Annotated in this window: 20 protein-coding genes; 2 read left to right on the top strand and 18 right to left on the bottom strand. The window is 37.1% G+C overall.

Features of this window, described 5'->3' with window-relative positions:
- Nucleotides 1-218: 218 nt before the first annotated feature.
- From BLR86_RS08320 to BLR86_RS08385, 14 genes are all read right to left on the bottom strand, one after another.
- The gene (locus BLR86_RS08320; RefSeq protein ID WP_090760202.1) at nucleotides 219-2,000 is read right to left on the bottom strand and encodes an ATP-binding protein; all 1,782 of its coding nucleotides are present in this window, start codon (nucleotides 1,998-2,000) and stop codon (nucleotides 219-221) included.
- Entirely contained in the window at nucleotides 1,997-2,713 is a 717-nt protein-coding gene (locus tag BLR86_RS08325; RefSeq protein WP_090760204.1) for a response regulator transcription factor, read from the bottom strand. The genes BLR86_RS08320 and BLR86_RS08325 overlap by 4 nt, the downstream gene beginning before the upstream one ends.
- A 173-nt stretch (nucleotides 2,714-2,886) precedes the next feature.
- Nucleotides 2,887-4,071 carry a c-type cytochrome biogenesis protein CcsB gene (ccsB, locus tag BLR86_RS08330; RefSeq protein WP_090760206.1) on the bottom strand — a complete coding sequence of 395 codons (1,185 nt, stop codon included), beginning with the start codon at nucleotides 4,069-4,071 and terminating at the stop codon, nucleotides 2,887-2,889.
- A complete protein-coding gene (locus BLR86_RS08335) occupies nucleotides 4,072-5,706 on the bottom strand; it encodes a cytochrome c biogenesis protein ResB (protein WP_090760208.1) in 1,635 nt (544 codons plus the stop codon).
- A 23-nt stretch (nucleotides 5,707-5,729) separates the two neighbouring features.
- Nucleotides 5,730-6,257 (bottom strand): thiol-disulfide oxidoreductase ResA, encoded by a 528-nt coding sequence (gene resA / locus BLR86_RS08340; RefSeq protein WP_090760210.1) that lies wholly within the window; start codon nucleotides 6,255-6,257, stop codon nucleotides 5,730-5,732.
- Nucleotides 6,258-6,361: 104 nt separating this feature from the next.
- Complete coding sequence (gene rluB, locus BLR86_RS08345; RefSeq protein WP_090760211.1) at nucleotides 6,362-7,099, bottom strand: 23S rRNA pseudouridine(2605) synthase RluB; 738 nt, start codon at nucleotides 7,097-7,099, stop codon at nucleotides 6,362-6,364.
- A 228-nt stretch (nucleotides 7,100-7,327) separates the two neighbouring features.
- Nucleotides 7,328-7,864, bottom strand: coding sequence for a spore maturation protein (locus tag BLR86_RS08350; RefSeq protein ID WP_090760213.1), 537 nt, complete (start codon nucleotides 7,862-7,864; stop codon nucleotides 7,328-7,330).
- Nucleotides 7,865-7,869: 5 nt separating this feature from the next.
- Nucleotides 7,870-8,457 (bottom strand): nucleoside recognition domain-containing protein, encoded by a 588-nt coding sequence (locus BLR86_RS08355; protein ID WP_090760215.1) that lies wholly within the window; start codon nucleotides 8,455-8,457, stop codon nucleotides 7,870-7,872.
- Nucleotides 8,450-9,595 (bottom strand): D-alanyl-D-alanine carboxypeptidase family protein, encoded by a 1,146-nt coding sequence (locus tag BLR86_RS08360; RefSeq protein ID WP_175492825.1) that lies wholly within the window; start codon nucleotides 9,593-9,595, stop codon nucleotides 8,450-8,452. Before BLR86_RS08360 ends, BLR86_RS08355 begins: the two co-directional genes overlap by 8 nt.
- 135 nt (nucleotides 9,596-9,730) lie before the next feature.
- A complete protein-coding gene (locus BLR86_RS08365; protein WP_090760217.1) occupies nucleotides 9,731-10,621 on the bottom strand; it encodes a superoxide dismutase in 891 nt (296 codons plus the stop codon).
- Nucleotides 10,622-10,740: 119 nt separating this feature from the next.
- Nucleotides 10,741-11,229 (bottom strand): YpuI family protein, encoded by a 489-nt coding sequence (locus tag BLR86_RS08370; RefSeq protein WP_090760218.1) that lies wholly within the window; start codon nucleotides 11,227-11,229, stop codon nucleotides 10,741-10,743.
- Nucleotides 11,230-11,260: 31 nt separating this feature from the next.
- Nucleotides 11,261-11,680, bottom strand: coding sequence for a hypothetical protein (locus BLR86_RS08375; RefSeq protein WP_090760220.1), 420 nt, complete (start codon nucleotides 11,678-11,680; stop codon nucleotides 11,261-11,263).
- A gap of 89 nt (nucleotides 11,681-11,769) precedes the next feature.
- Entirely contained in the window at nucleotides 11,770-12,357 is a 588-nt protein-coding gene (gene scpB, locus BLR86_RS08380; protein WP_090760222.1) for an SMC-Scp complex subunit ScpB, read from the bottom strand.
- Complete coding sequence (locus BLR86_RS08385; RefSeq protein WP_090760224.1) at nucleotides 12,344-13,117, bottom strand: segregation/condensation protein A; 774 nt, start codon at nucleotides 13,115-13,117, stop codon at nucleotides 12,344-12,346. Before BLR86_RS08385 ends, scpB begins: the two co-directional genes overlap by 14 nt.
- 198 nt (nucleotides 13,118-13,315) lie before the next feature.
- Between BLR86_RS08385 and BLR86_RS08390 the strand changes: the two genes are divergently transcribed.
- On the top strand, nucleotides 13,316-13,408 hold the full coding sequence (locus tag BLR86_RS08390) for a YjcZ family sporulation protein (RefSeq protein WP_090760226.1): 93 nt from the start codon (nucleotides 13,316-13,318) through the stop codon (nucleotides 13,406-13,408).
- A 121-nt stretch (nucleotides 13,409-13,529) separates the two neighbouring features.
- Nucleotides 13,530-14,051 (top strand): DUF309 domain-containing protein, encoded by a 522-nt coding sequence (locus BLR86_RS08395; protein ID WP_090760228.1) that lies wholly within the window; start codon nucleotides 13,530-13,532, stop codon nucleotides 14,049-14,051.
- An 18-nt stretch (nucleotides 14,052-14,069) separates the two neighbouring features.
- On the opposite strand, the gene BLR86_RS08400 is transcribed toward BLR86_RS08395, so the two are convergent.
- The 4 genes from BLR86_RS08400 to BLR86_RS08415 form a co-directional block, all read right to left on the bottom strand.
- Nucleotides 14,070-14,420: a GNAT family N-acetyltransferase gene (locus tag BLR86_RS08400; RefSeq protein ID WP_090760230.1), complete on the bottom strand. Its 351-nt coding sequence runs from the start codon at nucleotides 14,418-14,420 to the stop codon at nucleotides 14,070-14,072.
- A gap of 378 nt (nucleotides 14,421-14,798) precedes the next feature.
- Nucleotides 14,799-16,103 (bottom strand): diaminopimelate decarboxylase, encoded by a 1,305-nt coding sequence (lysA, locus tag BLR86_RS08405; RefSeq protein ID WP_090760232.1) that lies wholly within the window; start codon nucleotides 16,101-16,103, stop codon nucleotides 14,799-14,801.
- Between the two features lie 202 nt (nucleotides 16,104-16,305).
- Nucleotides 16,306-17,790: a spore germination protein gene (locus BLR86_RS08410; RefSeq protein WP_254782268.1), complete on the bottom strand. Its 1,485-nt coding sequence runs from the start codon at nucleotides 17,788-17,790 to the stop codon at nucleotides 16,306-16,308.
- Nucleotides 17,753-18,352 carry a stage V sporulation protein SpoVABEA gene (locus BLR86_RS08415; RefSeq protein WP_090760234.1) on the bottom strand — a complete coding sequence of 200 codons (600 nt, stop codon included), beginning with the start codon at nucleotides 18,350-18,352 and terminating at the stop codon, nucleotides 17,753-17,755. Before BLR86_RS08415 ends, BLR86_RS08410 begins: the two co-directional genes overlap by 38 nt.
- Nucleotides 18,353-18,357 lie beyond the last annotated feature (5 nt).

Here is an 18,357-nt window from a genome sequence, read left to right on the forward strand (position 1 = left end):
AACTATAGACTGTTTATAGAAAATTGTGAAGGCAGGTAAACAATATTAAACAAAAAACCCACCATTTAAGGTGAGTTTAGAAAGTATAGAGGAATGAATTTAAACCGATACCATGGTTCCCGCTTAATCGCCGTGTTTAGCTTCAAGTCTACATCGCTAAACAGGGTGTTTCTGCTTTTAATGTTTCCCGTGAATCAAGAGAAATCGCCATTATTTTCTTATTTTCGAGGAAGCAAGAAGGTAAATGTCGTTCCCTGTCCAATTTTACTTTGTACAGAAATATGACCACGATGAGCATCAATAATATTTTTTACAATTGCCAGTCCCAATCCAGTTCCAGCTCTGCCTCTAGTACGTGCTTTATCAGCTTTATAAAAGCGATCAAAAACGAATGGTAAATCTTCTTCAGGTATTCCAGACCCCGAATCAGACACTTCCACTTTTATTCCGAAATCATCGGTTTTTACACGTAACTTTACAGAACCGCCTTGAGGTGTATGTCTAATGGCATTATCAATTAAATTGGTCAGTACTTGTTCGATACGATCAGGATCGAATAGTAAGTTAGGAATGTCATGTTCTAGGTCAGCACTTATCGTGATTTCATTGTCTCTTGCAAACCCTTGAAATTTATGAACGATTCTATTCATAAATGAATCTAGGTTAACCACATCTAAGTTTAATTGAATATGCCCTGCTTCCATTCTTGCGAGATCAAGCAGCTCATTAACAAGGCGCCCCATCCTCAATGATTCATCATAGATAACTTTAGCCATTTCCTTTTTCTCTTCTTGAGACTCGGCTATATCATCTACAATGGCTTCACTATAGCCCTGTAACATGGAAATCGGTGTTCTTAGCTCATGAGAAACATTTGCAATAAAGTCTTTTCTCATCTTTTCTAATACTCGTTCATCTGTCATATCTCTTAGAACAGCAACAGCCCCACGGATGAAGCGATTACTATAAAGTGGGCTGACTAGAACAACCCAATGGCGACCTTGAAGCGTTATTTCCCCTATTTGCTCTTTCTCCGTATCAACTGCTTTTTGAAAAAGATCCATTGCTTCTGTTGGTATTTCGTCTGAAGTAGCGCCGGAACTACCTTTTTCATAGTACCAATATTGCAAAAAACGGTCCGCAGGAGGATTCGTTATCAAGATGGTTCCATCTCGATTGAAGGTAATAACTCCATCTGCCATACTACTTAGAATACTGGCTAGCTGCTCTTTTTCCTGGCTAAGGGCATTCATATTGAACTTTAACTGCCGCCCCATTTGATTAAATGCAGTTGCAAGTTCCCCAATTTCATCATGAGTAAGAATTGGTACTTTCGTATCAAACTTCCCTCTTGCCACTTCGAAGGCTGCTTCCCTCATTTTTCTTAATGGTGCAGTAATTCTAGTAGAGAGGAAGAAGGCAAAAATAGTTGTTAGGATAATAGCGACACCCGCTACAAGTAAAATAAAATTAGTTGTTGAATGAGTAGTTTCTTGGACCACCTCTAGGGATTGATAGATAAAAACAGCGCCACTTTGTCCTTCATCCATGAGTAGCGGTACACCAATAATGGAATATTTTGCAATGTCGTTCTCTGAATCCTTAGATGAAAGCTTTGAGACTTTTTCAACTTTTATATTTTCTTTAAAAACAGTGGACAATTCGACATCATTTCGTATATCTTCAATTGATAACTTTACTGATTTTTCCGAATTAGGAGAGTAATAAACCTCTTGGTCATTTTTAATGATGACCACATTTGTAACATCATCAATAATTTCCCAAGAGATTTCTAATCCTAAAGGAAATTGCTCACCAGGATGATTTACCAATACTTTAGCAATTTTTTCAGCCTGGTGAGTTAAATCATTTTTGGTTTCCATAAGATTGTTATTCTCGAAAAATTCTAAGAGCATGACAGTTAAAATGAAAAGGATAAAGGCAACCAAAAATATGATGGTAAGCCAGAGCTTACCAACTACACTTCGTAAAAAGGTCATTCATTAACTACCTCAAATTTGTAGCCGACTCCCCAAACTGTTACAATCATTCTCGCAGCTTGTTCAGAGACTTTATTTAATTTCTCACGAAGGCGTTTAACATGGGTATCAACCGTACGCAAATCACCAAAAAATTCGTAATGCCAAACTTCTTTCAGTAATTGCTCGCGGTCAAATACCTTGTCAGGTGATTTAGCAAGGAAATAGAGTAATTCGTATTCTTTTGGAGTTAAACTTACTTCCTTACCATCAGCCATAACCCTATGTGCATCATTATCAATTGTTAAATGTGGGAAAACAATTACGTCCTTAGTCGTTGTTTCTGTTTGAAGATAACTAGTTTGAGAAGATCTCCTTAATAGAGCTTTTACACGCAACACAACTTCCCTTGGGCTGAATGGTTTAACAATATAATCATCCGTACCAACTTCAAATCCTTGTACACGATTAACCTCTTCACCTTTAGCCGTTAACATAATTACTGGAGTAGCTTTCTTTTCTCTTAACTCACGACAAACCTCGATACCATCTTTACCAGGCATCATCAAATCTAAAAGGATTACATCATAGTCATTTGCAATCGCTTTCGCTAATGCTTCATTACCATCTTCTGCTTCATCAATTGAATATTCTTCACGCTCTAAGTACATTTTTAATAAACGACGAATTCTTTCCTCATCATCTACTACTAAAATCCTCACGTCTTTATCCATTATTAATCCCCCCATGCAGTTATTTTACAAAATATGCACACTTTCTTCTATACATAATAGGAAAGTCCTTGAAAAAAGTGTCGAATTTTTGACAACTTAACTTCTATCAAGCTAAAGAGTTGCAAAAATGGCCTTTACTTAATAGAAAGTAAAGGCTATAAAATTCACATTTTTTACCCAGCGTAGGAATGAAGTCCTGCAATTACTAGGTTTACCGCCACCAAGTTAAACATAATGATGACAAAACCAATTACTGCAAGCCATGCGGATTTTTCACCGTGCCACCCCTTTGAAAGACGAAGGTGTAAAAAGGCTGCGTAAAATAACCATGTAACTAATGCCCAAACCTCTTTAGGATCCCAGCCCCAGAACCTGGTCCAGGCAATTTGAGCCCATATCATTGCAAATATTAATGCACCTAAAGTAAAGACCGGGAATCCAATCAACACTGAACGATAACTTATTTCATCAACAAAATCTAGGTTTATATTTTTAACTAAAGGTTGTAGTGCTGCAGAAATACGCTTTCTTAATATTAATCTTATTAATCCGTAAAGGATGAAACCACCAATAAATGACCAAATAACAGAATTCATTTTCTTTGCATTTATGATCGCAGGCATTTCAACAAGAGGTTCAAACTTTCCTTCCGTTAGTAACTCCCCTTTATGAGGCCCGGTAATCGCTGGCATTGTGTATTCAATTTTAGCCTCTAGTTCGTTCTTATTGATCCAATTAAATTCTGCTTTATAGTCCATAGATGAAAATAATGTGGATACAAGGACAAAACCTAATGTGGTCACTAACCCAAACATCACCGTTTCCAGCCAAAAGGTTCTCTTACTGGATTTAGACTGGTCTATTACCTTTACTAGATAAATTAATCCAGCAGCGAAGCTTATAGCTAAAATAGCTTCTCCTAAAGCTGCAGTCGTAACATGGATATGAAGCCAGTCACTTTGCAGCGCAGGTATTAATGGAGAGATGTCTCTTGGAAACATACTTGCGTATGCAATGACAAGTATGGCAACAGGCATGGTGAACAACCCAAGAAGTGGGGTCCGATAAATAAAATATATAACAATGAATGCACCAACCAGACACATTCCAAAGAAAGTTGTAAATTCAAATAAATTACTAACAGGGGCATGTCCTGCGGCAATCCATCTAGTGATAAAATAACCAACTTGGGCAATAAAGCCAATTATTGTTAAAAAAACAGCAATTTTTCCCCAGCGATTTGTGCCCTTCTTTTCTCCAATATCCTTCTTAGCCTTAATGGCTCCACCAAAGAAGAGAGTCGCAACTAAATATAGAATAAATGCAATATAAAGTAAATTACTACTTATTGTTACCAACTAGACACCCTCCTTATCCACTTTTTCCCTTTGAACTTGATCATCAGGTATATTTATTTTTGTTTCTGAAAGTGCTGATTCAATTTCCCTTTTTAAACCGTACCAATTTTTATTTGTATGAGCAGCAATCCATATTTCACCATTTTTGTTTTGCACCCAAATTCTTCGATGATTCCAGTATGCTCCTTGCATAACACCAATCATAAAGAGAATACCACCCATGGCAATAATCCAAATCGTCAAGTCTTTACGAACGGTTAAAGCAGTAACGTTTTTGGTTTCGATTCCTTTAAAAGCCATTTTAAATTGATTATCACCTAATGGTTCAATGGTTTGTTGAATGGCAACAAAACTTGTTTCCCCATTCGGCACTTCTGGTGATGTCATTTTAAAAACAAAGGCAGGATTATTGGGAATTCTTGATTTTGTTGTAGGCTCCCCATTATCCGCAAATTCAAAGTCTGGGAAAAAGCTTAACACTTCAACCCCATATCCATTTCCAAGGTCATATTTTTCCTGTGGATCATACAGACTTATTTTTACATCACCAAATGTTTTCCCAGATTCCTTATTGGTTAATGAAAAAGTCATTGTATTTAGTTCATCGAGTTTGTAGTCTACTTGATATAAAGCAAATTTTTCAAATTTCAATGGCTGATTTACGCGAATTTTGTGTTCTTTTACTTTTTCTAACTCTGGCTGTTCCCCTGGAATAGCAGGCCCAACTCTTTTATAAAGAACTGCATTTGTCTGATAATTTTTAACAACCATCCCTGCTCGGTCAATTGCAGCTTCGAATGCTTTGTTTTCTTTATCTTTGTCATAGTTTTCTAAAATAAACTTTTCATTCGCTACATAATATTGACCATCCGTTTCAGGGACGACCTTTGTTTCACCTTCACGAAGCCATAGAACCTTATCAATATACATTCCGGGAACAAAACGCAGCATACCACCAATTAGGAAAATGATTAATCCAACATGATTCACGTATGGTCCCCAACGAGAAAAACGACCTTTTTCAGCAAGCAAATCTCCGTTTTCTTCCCTTACATGATAACGTTTAGACTTTAATCGTTGTTTAACTGCGTCTATGTCCTTTTCATCAACATTTTCGCTTATTCCAAACACACGTTGCCGCTTTAAAAACCCTTCATGTCTTGTTACTTTTTGTGCTTTTAGTGCCTTATATAGGGGTACCACCCTGTCTAGACTACAAATCACCAGGGAAATACCAATCATGGCTATTAAAACTAGATACCACCAGGAACTGTACAAATTATTAAGGCCTAATTCATAGTATAGTTTTCCAAACCAACCATACTCTTCTTTGTAGTATTCTGCGGCAGGCAGCGTAGGAGGTATGTACATTTCTTGTGGAAGAATCGTCCCAGCTGCAGAAGCAACTAATGTGATAACAATTAGCCACACACCTACTTTAACGGATGAAAAAAAGTTCCATATTTTATCAACGATGGACTTATTATATGTTTGTGAGCGGCGCGCACTACCTTCATAACGCATATCGAGCAGTGGTTTATCTTGAGACTGTTCATCTAATACCTTTCCACATGCCTCACACAATACGGTCCCATGTGGATTAACATGACCGCATTCACATTTGACATCTTTCATTGCTAAAAACTCCCTACAACCCCTTAAGGTTTAATTTTCTCCATAAACTCCCTGACCGTTCTTTCTGTTAGTGTACCTGTATGATATTTAACCACTTTCCCATCTTTATCAATTAAAAATGTAGCCGGAAGCGGGTTAATACCATATGCCGTTTGAACCTGTCCGTCTTTTGTATCGATTACGATTGGGAAATCTAACTTCTTGCGTTCTGCAAATTGATTAACAGCTAATTCTGACTCACTAACATTAACCGCCAGCACTTGTACCCCGCTGTCCTTGAAATGGTTATATTGATTATTAATATAAGGCATTTCTGCTTCACACGGCTTACACCAAGTTCCCCAGAAATTTAAAAATACCCCCTGCCCCTTATAATCAGAAAGCTTATGCTTTTCACCGTTCATATCAACCAATACAAAATCTGGTGCTTGTTTTCCCACTGCAACTTTTATACGGTTATCCTTCGTCAGGTTGGCATACAACGTGTAAACAACGGCAGAACCAAGAATGACTAGAATGATAGTTCTCATAATTAATCGCCGTTTTTTCATATTTCTCCCCCCTGTAAATCACAATTTCTAGACACAATTAGTCTAAATTATATCATTTTTCACTGTGTTTATAGTAATTACTCACTGGTACAATTGTGACATATTTATGAATTTTTTTTAGTTGACTCTAACGATAATCCCCTTAATAACTTTACCTCATGATGTGTTAGCTCTCTTGCATCCCCAGCAGAGAGGCCATGTAAAGTTAAAAAACCATAGCGTTCACGTTTTAATTTCAGAACTTCATGTCCGATTGCTTCAAACATCCTTCTAACCTGACGATTACGGCCTTCATGAATGATAATTTCAATGATAGAAGTTTGCTTTTGCTTATCTACTGAAAGCATCTTAACTTTAGCCGGTGCAGTTTTTCCATCTTCAAGATGGATCCCTCTTTCTAACTTTCTAAGGTTCTCCTTTGAAGGGATTCCCTTTGTTTTTGCGACATAAACTTTATCAATTTGATTGCGAGGATGCATTAGTAAATTAGCGAACTCCCCGTCATTTGTTAACAGTAATAATCCGGAAGTATCATAATCAAGTCGTCCTACAGGGAAAATTCTTTCTTGAATATATGGAAAGAAATCCGTTACAACCTTTCTTCCTTTATCATCACTAACACTCGAAATAACGCCACGAGGTTTGTATAGAAGAAAATATACCGGTTCCTCCTTCTCAATTTGAATACCATTCACTTCAACTCTGTCAGAAGGTGTTACTTTCACCCCCAGCTCCGTAACAACTTTCCCATTTACTTTTACTTTTCCTTCTTTAATCAATTCTTCAGACTTCCTTCTCGATGCGATTCCTGCCCGAGCAATTACCTTTTGCAATCTTTCCAATATGATCCACCTCAGCTGTTTGCCTTTATTTTGAATACCGGGTGCCTGGCACCGCAGTTTACTAGGAAACAAATTTGTTATTCTTACCTAATGAATTATGACACAAAACCGACCTTTTTCAAAGTAACGGCTATTCTATCTAAATAAAAATAAAAAAACAGGCTCCCATTTATGTTTAGCTCTTCAGGAACCTGCTTACTATTTACGATTCTAGCCACTCAAATTAGTTTAATTTGCACCGAATATTAGTACCACTACTGTAATAGCCACTATGATTCCAACAACGTCAGCAAGAAGTCCCACCTTGAGTGCATCCCCCATTTTTTTGATCCCGACAGCTCCAAAATAAACAGTTAACACATAAAAGGTAGTATCTGTACTTCCCTGCAAAACCGATGCAAGCCTCCCAATAAAAGAATCAGGACCATATACCGCAATTAAATCACTTGTCATCCCAAGTGCAGCTGTTCCGGATATTGGTCTAATAAAGATGAGAGGAACAATTTCTGCCGGGACACCGATCGCCTCCATCGCTGGTCTAATCCAATTCATTAATGCGTCAAGGGCACCCGAAGCCCGAAAGACGGTAATCGCAACAAGCATCCCTACAAGAAATGGAATAATCGAAACAGCGATTTTGATTCCTTCTTTTCCCCCTTCAACAAAGCTCTCATAAGTTGGAACTTGTTTAATGGTTCCATATAGAAGGATAAAACCGATTAGTATAGGAATAAAACTTAGTGAAATAAGCGAAAGAAATTCCATTGTTTTCATCCTTTACGACTTCTTCGTTTATAAAAATAACGGTCTATCATAACTGCTCCGAGCATTGAAATAATCGTTGCAATTAATGTTGGGACAACAATTTCTGTTGGGGAGGCAGAGTTGTAATTCATTCGGATTGCAATAACCGTTGTTGGGATAATCGTAATGCTTGCAGTATTAATCGCCAAAAAAGTAACCATCGACCTGCTTGCTGAATTCTTTCCGCCATTTAATTGTTTTAATTCTTCCATGGCTTTTATCCCAAGTGGTGTAGCTGCATTACCTAATCCAAACATATTGGCAATCATATTTGACAATATATAGCCCATGGCAGGGTGATTCGATGGCACATCAGGAAATAACCGTTTTACTAATGGACGAAATAGCTTTGACAATTTATCAAGTAATCCGGATTCCTCAGCAATCCGCATCATTCCCAACCAAAACACTAGAATGCTGATCAATCCGATACAAAGAGTCACAGCTTCCTTTGCTCCATCAAATATCGCCTTATTCACCTCTTCCAATGTCCCATTAAACATTGCAAAAATAAAGCCAACGATCGTCATAAAAACCCAAATATAATTAACCATTTAGTTTCACGCCTATAACGGATAGAAAAATATCTTTTAATGAATCAAATAGTCCCTTCTTCTTCTCGGGACCTCCCTGATAATAAATAGGTGTTTCTCTTACCACTTTTCCATCAAGGAAAACCTGGGCTTTACCAACAGCTTCTCCGTTATGCTCGGTGTGGTCCCAATCCTCTCCCGGTTTATTCAATTTATATTTAATAGAGAACAAGTCCATTTCCTCATTTGTGGCCGGGTAAACAATGGTTCTTTTTAAATAAAGATGTTTTTGATAAATTTTATTTGTTTTTATATCTATTTTTCCTTTTGACAACACTTCTGCCATATCATAGGTTTTAAAACCATTTTCATACATCGCAATGTGGTCATTCCAATCATCTGAAGCATTCAATGTAACAGCAATTAAACTCATGTCCCCCCTGTTTGCAGTTGTAACAAGAGTTCTTTTTGCACGTTTTGTATAGCCCGTTTTCCCGCCGGTTGTATATTTGTATTTTGTTAATAAGCGGTTTTTGTTCTTCCACTCACGGTCCCAATTTTCAGTGGGATTTGGTGCTTTATATTTCTTGGTTCCAGCGATTTTTTGATATGTTTTATTTTGCATTGCATACCGGGTTAACAAAGCCATATCATAGGCAGTTGAAAAGTGGTCTTCATGGTCATCTAGACCATGAGGATTAGAAAAATGTGTATTTAACATGCCAATCTCATTTGCTTTTTGGTTCATCAGATAAACAAACCCATCTAAGCTCCCCCCTACATGTTCAGCAATGGCAATGGCTGTGTCATTTCCAGACCTTAGCATTAAGCCATATACTAAATGCTTGAGCTTGATTTTTTCCCCCGGTTTTAAGTACACAGTCGACCCTTCCGCTCGGGTAGCTTGTTCACTTACTGTCACTAGTTCATTCATTTTACCCGATTCGATAGCAAGAATCGCTGTCATTATTTTTGTAATACTCGCGATCCTTCTTTTTGTGTGGGCATCTTTCTCAAATAGGACACGCCCTGATTCTTGCTCCATTAGAACTGCACCACGTGCACTTACGGAAACGGAAGCATCCACCTTTTGAGGAATGTTTGTAATGAATAGTGAGACCATGAGGGCAAAAATGACTAGCTTCCAAATCATTCTCATAAGTTTACCTCGTCCCCTTCTTTGCTTCTTTTTACGATACTTGTTCTCTAAAATTTTATGCAGGACAAGGCTTGATATGACAACTTGTCTTTAAAAATGAAAAAGACAACCAGCATCATGCCGATTGTCAAAGGTTTAAAATGCTGGCCATTTGATCTCTGAAGCTTTATCAAATCTCATTTCTACATCATTCCAATTTACCAGTTTCCACCAATTATCAACATAGCCAGCCCGGTTATTCTTATACTGCAGATAATAAGCATGCTCCCAGACATCAAGAACTAGCAGTGGAATGGTGTCCCATTGCGTTAACAACATATGTCTTTCCGATTGCAATATCTCTAGATGCCTTGCCCTTGGTGACCATACAAGAATTGCCCACCCAACACCTTCTACCTGTTTGGCTGCTTCTGAGAACTGTTTCTTAAATTTATCGAAACTGCCAAAATAATCGTCTATTTCCCGCTTCAGGTGTCCTTGGGGACTTCCTCCCCCTTTAGGAATCATGTTTTTCCAAAAAATTGTATGCAAGTAATGTCCTGATCCATGAAAGGCTAATTCTCTTGACCAATGTTTTATTAGGGAAAAATCATTATTATCTCTAGCCTTCTTTAGGTTTAACTCTGCTTTGTTTAATCCTTCAACATAAGAGCGATGATGCTTATCATGATGCAACTTCATGATTTCTACCGAAATATATGGTTCAAGTGCATTGTAGGCGTATGGAAGCTCTGGCAGCTGATGTCCACCTGGGGCAACAGACTTATTCTCAACCCAGATATTTCCGACCCCTTGTTTTCGAGAAAAATAATCTTCCATTTGCCCATGAATTTCTTCGGCCTTTGTCTGAAGGTTTAACATGTCATGATCTGATAATGATTGGCTTGTATTTTCTATCAACTCAGTGAAATGTTCAAGCTGCTCCCATAACTCTACGTTATCATTCACTTCTTCTGATTCAAGAAATTGTTTCATTTCCTCATTCCAATCAAAGAGATCGTGAACATACTGACTAAAGCGGTTCATTCTAATCCCACCTTTTAATTTGAATCTAACTAAAAGGTATGAAAAATATTCGAGATTATGAACAACTGAATCTATTCCAAGCGAAAAAACTGCCCATATGGACAGTTTCCCGTTAAACATTATTTAGATTGAATCATTTTTGTACGATAATCTGTTTCATAGTATTCAAGTTCTTCTCTTAGTCTTTGAAACTCACCTTCGAGTCCTTTAAATAAATTCTGAACACTTTCAGGTACGTGATTAAAAAACTTAATCGAATTCTTTCCAGTATAGGCAGATCGACTATCTTCAAACCATGCGTCTTTTTTAGGTGAGAAAAATTCCTCAATACACTGATGGAAAATTCGATAAAGAGTTTTTTCAGCAGTCGCTTTCTGAAACGGTTCACTCAGTAAAATGACTGAACATGCATCTAAGCCTTCCTCACAGTACACAAGCAGTTTTCTTAGATTTGATAGAATTAATTTATAATAGGCCTCATCGCCTGATAGCTGTTGTTCCATTTGTGAAATAGTTGTTTCATTTAAAAAATTTTCAAATGTACTAATAGAAGAAGTTAAAAATCCCGCCACATCTTGTAGCTGTGTTTTAACTAATGAATTTCCCATCTTAGCACCCCTTAAATTCTTTTTTACATTGTTATTTCGGCTGTTTAATAAAATCGAGCGGAGAACTAATTTCAAAGTTATTATTTTGCTTAACAGTTAGCACGATTTCTGGTAGCTTTTCAAAGTCAATATCTTGGAAATAAGATGCAAATTCATGTTTTGAGTTGATATATAACCGCTTTCGATTACGCAAACCTGGGTTCTTAATTAAACATACTAAAGCAACAATATCCTTAAAAGTAACTTGGATATCACCTTTTGTTAAAATTGGGTTTTGCTGATAAGGGGTGAATTCTTGGAAAGATTCATCAAAGTATCTCACATATAAAACATGTAGTGTCTTTTCCACAGAACCTTCCATAAATGTTACTTCACTTCTATTAAAAAAGTCTTCTGAAGTATTGGATTTTTCCTTTTCTAATTCGTACCCGATACATTCTTTTATAAACAAATAAATCAATCCCCTTTTTTCATTACTAAAAAGTTGAATTTTCGGAATTCCTTATAAAATCCCTTCTATCTTATCACAATTAGAGGTTTTTAAGAATTTATAGTGTCTTGAAATTTTTCAAAGAATAAATCTGCTTCTTCCTGAACAAATTCTTCTTCGACTCTATCGGGAAGCTTGGGCAGTTCTTCAATGTTTTTTAAACCAAAATAGTCTAGAAATTCTTTAGTAGTACCATAAAGGTAAGCCCGTCCTGAACCTTCAGCTCTTCCCACTTCGTTAATCAGTGCTTTTGACATTAAGGTATGTAGTGGTCTTTCTGTTTTTACTCCGCGTATTTCTTCAATTTCAGCTCGTGTAATCGGTTGTTTATAAGCAATAATAGCCAATGTCTCTAAAGCTGCCTGTGACAGGGCCGAAGTATTAGGTGAGTCTACAAGTCTTTTTAGATAGGTTGCATTTTCCTTTTTTGTCGCTAGCTGATAAGAACCAGCCAGCTGGACAATCATAATCCCACGGGTGGTATCTTTTTCATATACCTGTTTCAATTCATTAATAATTTCTCCTGCTTTCAATTCCTCTACATCTAGGACTTCTGCTACATGTTTTAAAGTAAGTCCCTCATCGCCTGCAGCAAATAAAAGACTCTCCAAAATACTCTGCCAGTTAATTATATCCAAGTTCTTGTGCTCCCTTCTTTACTGCATGAACAAAGATATCACCAAAGTTTTCATGTTGTTCAACATCAATTTCTTTTCTTTTAATTAACTCTAAAACAGCCAAAAACGTAACTACAATATGTTCCTTTGCAGGAATTGAGAACAAATCATTAAAGTTCTTACGACCTGTTATTTTCTTTAATTCACTCATAATTTCTGCCATTCTGACTTCAATCGATATTTCTTGTCTAGCAATCTTTGTGGACATAGGGCGTTGCAGCTTTTTCCTTCTTAACAGTTTCTGAAATGCTGCCAACATATCATATAGTGTGACATTTAATTCTGTTTTTTCCGGCTGGTTTTCCTTTGCAAAATCTGAAAGATCACTAGGAGGTTTGGTAAACATTAGTCCTCGTTCTTTCTCAAGTGACTTTAAGTCATGTGCAGCCTCTTTGTACTTTCGATACTCAATCAGTCTTTCAACCAGCTCGTCTCTTGGGTCTTCCTCATAACCCATTTCTGAATTTAATTCATCCAGTTCCTCTTCATGTTTTGGCAGTAACATTTTACTTTTAATCGCCAAAAGGCTAGCCGCCATTACTAAAAACTCGCTGGCAATATCCAATTTAAGTTCTGTCATTGTTTTTATATAGATTAAGTATTGCTCAGTAATTTGAGCAACAGGAATATCATATATATCAATTTCAAGTCGATTTATTAAATGGAGAAGCAGGTCTAATGGACCTTCAAACGCATCAATTTTTACATTATAGTGTATCATCTTTCACCAGAATCCTTGGAGTAATTTTCAATCGTTATGCCTCTTATTAGTATAGAGTATTAATTTATGTTATCCAATAAAAAATTTATTGGAATCATCATTTATTGAAAAAGTTATGTTTGCCCATAACACTGGGCAAGCCCCCTACATATTATGAGAATGAAAAGAACAACAAAACAGTATAGGAGGTATTTGAACATGTCTGATGGTGGTTACGGTTTTGGTGGCGGATTTGCATTAATCGTGGTTTTATTCATTCTGTTAATTATCGTTGGTGCTTCTTGGTTTTAAGCTAAAGGGATAAGCACAAGGAAGTCCGTCTTCGATGGCGGACTTTTTTCAATAATTGTTCTCTGAACAAACGGTGTTTATATGCTAAACTGTACATATCTTATTAATTAGGGGTGATCTTTTGTACCCGAAAGCGTATATTCAATTTTTGGCCCATTTTCATGGGGACCGCGATTATTTTGAATGCCATGAAATTCTAGAAGAGTATTGGAAGGAATCTAATGAAAGAAAAAAAAATTCAATCTGGGTAGGCTTTATTCTTTTAGCGGTATCGAGGTATCATCAGCGAAGGAAAAATTTCATTGGTGCCAAACGAACATTGGAAAAAGCCATTAAGATTTTATCCATACAGGAAAGTAGACCAAACATACAGGGTTTGGATTCAGGTAGTTTATTTCCCTTGCTTTCAAAACTTCTGGATCAAATCAATCATGAGGAAAGTTATCAGAGCATAAATTTACAGATAGCGGACCCCATACTATTAGATGCCTGTATAAAGGAATGTAGGTCCAAAGGATTTATCTGGGGACAAGAGAGCGACCTAGGGGATGAATCTATTGTGCATCGGCATAAATTACGCGACAGAACATATGTTACGGAAGAACGAATAGAAGCACTAAAGAATAGAAAAGACAACAGATAATATCCGTTGTCTTTTCTATTAGCAAAAATCACATTTTTCAACAAATGGTGAAGTGGTGTCATTTGCTGTTATTTGCTTTTCTGGAAACATGTCCTTCAAAGATTTAACCATTTTTTTACCTATACCTTGATGACGATGTGATGGATTGACAGAGATATGTTGAATCAGTAGTGAAGAATCACTGTCGTTCATCTGAACACCAATAAGGCCGATTATATCTTCTTCCTTCCAAAGGAAAAGTTGCAAGCTCTCAACTGTTTCATACTCCTTAATGGTAAATTGGAGTTTCTTCAGGTCCTTTTCTGTAGGCATAAAGGACAATAAACCCATGGCAATTTTTTCAAAAGTTTTCTTATAACGAATTAACATAATAGCTCCCTCATTATATAAATAAACCCAGTTCGGGATAGTATATTTTTTCCAACAAACTCATAAATAAACAGTTTTCATTATAATATGTAGTCATATTTTTAAAGTGTATCATTATTGTCAATCATACATAATAAATGTTTTTCTATCAATCCCAATAATATTATTATTTTGGTACAATAAAAACCCAATAGATAATCCCCCAAATAAGAGCTAGTCCTAAAAGGATACTAAAAACGGCCCAATTGTTTTTCTTCACAATAAACCTCCAAAAACAATTTGAAGATAGCGTACATGTTGTCATTCTACACTATATCTATAAAATAATCCATGTTCTTTCGCAAAACAAATAAACCGCCGCATTACACGGCAGTCCATTTATCTTAAAGGAAGGTCCAACCGAAGTAGATCTTCATACGTTTCTCTTTTTACAACAAGTGATGCTATCCCATTTTCAACAAACACTACTGCCGGACGTGGTATTCGATTATAATTGTTTGCCATCGAATATCCATAAGCTCCGGTACAAAATACAGCAAGAAGGTCATCAGCCTCTGTCTCCGGGAGTGGTAAATCCCAAATCAGCATATCACCTGATTCACAGCATTTCCCTGCTATTGAAACCTTTTGCGCGCTTTTCGCTAAAGGTTTTTTAGCAAGTACCGCTTCATACTTCGCCTGATAGAGAGCAGGTCTAATATTATCACTCATTCCACCATCTACTGCTAAATATTTTCTAACTCCTGGAACCTCTTTTGAAGACCCAATTTGATAAAGTGTTGTTCCAGCATCACCTACGAGTGACCGTCCTGGTTCGATCCAAATTTCAGGCATATCCATAGAATATTGCTGAATTAAATTCTTTACTTCTTTAATAATTTCACTAACATATTGAGAAGGCAATAGTGGTTCATCTTCACTCGTATAACGGATTCCGAAACCGCCACCTAGATTTAATACTTTGGCTACAAAGTTATGATTATTTTTCCATTGATTCATTTTTCCAACAATTTTTTCAGCAGCAAGCAAAAATCCAGTTGTTTCAAAGATTTGCGAGCCAATATGACAATGTAGTCCTAAAACATTAAAGTTATTAAAACTAAGGGCAGAAAGTAAGGCTTCTTCCGCTTGTCCATTTTGCAAATCAAATCCAAATTTGGAATCTTCCTGGCCTGTTAAGATGTAATCATGTGTATGTGCTTCAATTCCAGGTGTAACCCGCAGTAGGATACTGATGGATTCACTTTTTTCAAGACAAATAGTTTTTAAAAGTTCTAATTCATAAAAATTATCAACTACAATACAACCAATTTTGTTTTCTAGTGCCATTTCTAGTTCATCTCGACTTTTATTGTTACCATGAAAATGTATGTTTTCTACTGGAAAACCCGCTGCAATGGCTGTGAATAACTCTCCACCTGATACTACGTCAAGCGATAAACCTTCCTCTTCAGCAAGCTGCAGCATAGCAATCGTCGAAAATGCTTTACTAGCATATGCAACCTGGGCTTTCACATTTTGCTCATCAAAGGTTTTTTTAAATCCTCTTGCCCTTTCTCTCATCAATGCCACGTCATAAACATAGAGAGGAGTTCCAAATTGCTCGGCTAATTCAACTGCATCTACTCCGCCTATTTCCAAATTCCCATTGCCGTTTACGCCTGTTGTTCCATAAAAATACATGCCTTTCCCTCTCTTTCGTATAGTCTCTTTACTAATGGCTCTAATCTTATAAAAGTCTTAGTACCAGTCTATTTTCAAGCTTGAAAAAAGTAATAAAATAAATAGGCAGAATCCATAAAGGATACTGCCTATTTTTATGAGCTTTTTATCCTTTTTCATAATTAAAAATACTTTAGCATAACCTTTTGCTTTCCGCAATAATTTATTCTCCAGCCGGCGGCTGACGGTATCGGTTCCTCGGATGAACAATACTTGGACGCAGGATTGATCCTGGAATCGCCCTTCGGAAAATAATTTGTAGGAATCCCTTTGGTTCAAAAGGCAGAAAAGGCCAAAAGTACGGGGTATTAAATGTCCTTGTCGTAACTAAATGAATAAACAGCAAGGTACCGCCAATTACAAATCCTGGTGTATGGAACAAGGATACGAGAATGAGCAGGGTTATTCGGCCTATTTTGTTTGCAACACTTAACTCATAGCTTGGTGTGGTAAATGTCCCAATACCAGATATTGCAACATATAGAATTACTTCATGAACAAATAATCCAACTTCAATTGCAATCTGACCAATCAACACCGCTGCTATCAAACCCATGGCTGTTGATAGTGGTGTAGGGGTATGTATGGCTGCTATTTTTAAAAATTCCAGTCCAAAATCTGCTAATAGAATCTGGACCACGATGGGAATATTGGTTTGTTCATTTGGTCCGATAAACGAGAGCCTATCTGGAAGTAATGAAGGTTCTAAAACAAACAATAGCCATAAAGGAAGTAAAAATATCGATGTCAAAATACCTAAAAACCTTGACCATCGTACGAAAGTTCCCATTACGGGTGCTTCACGAAACTCCTCAGCATGCTGGACATGATGAAAATAAGTAGTTGGTGTTATGATTACACTTGGTGACGTATCAACATATATGATCACATGTCCTTCTAGAAGATGCGCCGCGGCTACATCTGGACGTTCTGTATACCTTACCAGTGGATAAGGATTATATCCTTGTTTTAAAATAAACTCTTCAATTGTTTTATCCGCCATCGGAATCCCATCAATTTTAATGGCATTAAGCTCTTTTCGAATAATATTAACTAAGTCTGGATCGGCAATATCTAAAATGTAACCAATAGCAACATCCGTTTTTGAACGTTCTCCAACCTTAACAATCTCAAAGCGCAGTTTCTCATCACGTATTCTTCTTCTTGTTAAAGCAGTATTCATAGCAATATTCTCGACAAAACCATCGCGGGAACCTCTAACTACTTTTTCTGTGTCTGGTTCTTGAGGTGTACGACCTGGATAGTTTCGTACGTCAACAGCATAAGCCGTATCCGCGCCCTCAACGACAATAACAATTAATCCCGATAAAACCTGGGTGACCATTTCTTCAAGTGTTTTAATTGGGCTAACCGATTGATTGACGATCCGGTTTTCTACGATTTTAACAAGATCTGCCGATAATTTTTCATGATCATTAATATCGACTAGTTCTTCCACTATATCTGTAATAAAACCAGTATCACATAAACCAGTTACCCAGTAAAAGTGTACTTCTCTTTTCAGAATTTTTAACTTTCTGACACCGAAGTCAAAACTTACTCCTAAACCGACACGCTGTTTCATGTAGTGTTCAATTTCTTGCAGCGACTCAGGTATCGGCCATATTTGTTCGTTCTCTTTCGTCACGAAACCCACTCCTTTCGAGAATTAGCTCAACCGCTTTTTTCGTAATTGGCGCCCCTCGCTCATAGTGGTCACGGCGTGCCATTTTTCCCACATCTCCGATTCCAACAATGATTGGAACATCTAATTCATCGAGGCAGTATACGGTATCTCCATTTAATCTTCCTATTTCAAGCTCGGGGATACCGTGTTTGTCTACACCATAAGGCGTTAATTCACCATCACGATCGATACTGACATCAATTCTTGTCCACTCGGCCTGATGGGTCTTTGCTGCAACCGCAATAATTCCTAAGACTTCAATTTCCTTATGTGTGGCAACATACTTTAATGCCCTTTCACCTGCACCTTCACCAACAAGTCCACTGTCATCAAACATTACAAATACTGGATCATTAGCAGCCTTTTTAATTAATTTTACGAGCTCCTCCCCTGTAAGAAGGGAGGGGTTTCCTTGAGACAGCGAAATACATCGCCCTCCTACTTCATGGGCGACATGTTCGATTGCCCTCTTTGCATACTCATCACCATCAGTAATTAATATAACCCGCCTCCGATTACTCATATTAG

It is taken from the genome of Bacillus sp. OK048 (assembly GCF_900103525.1).
Lineage (GTDB): Bacteria > Bacillota > Bacilli > Bacillales > Cytobacillaceae > Neobacillus.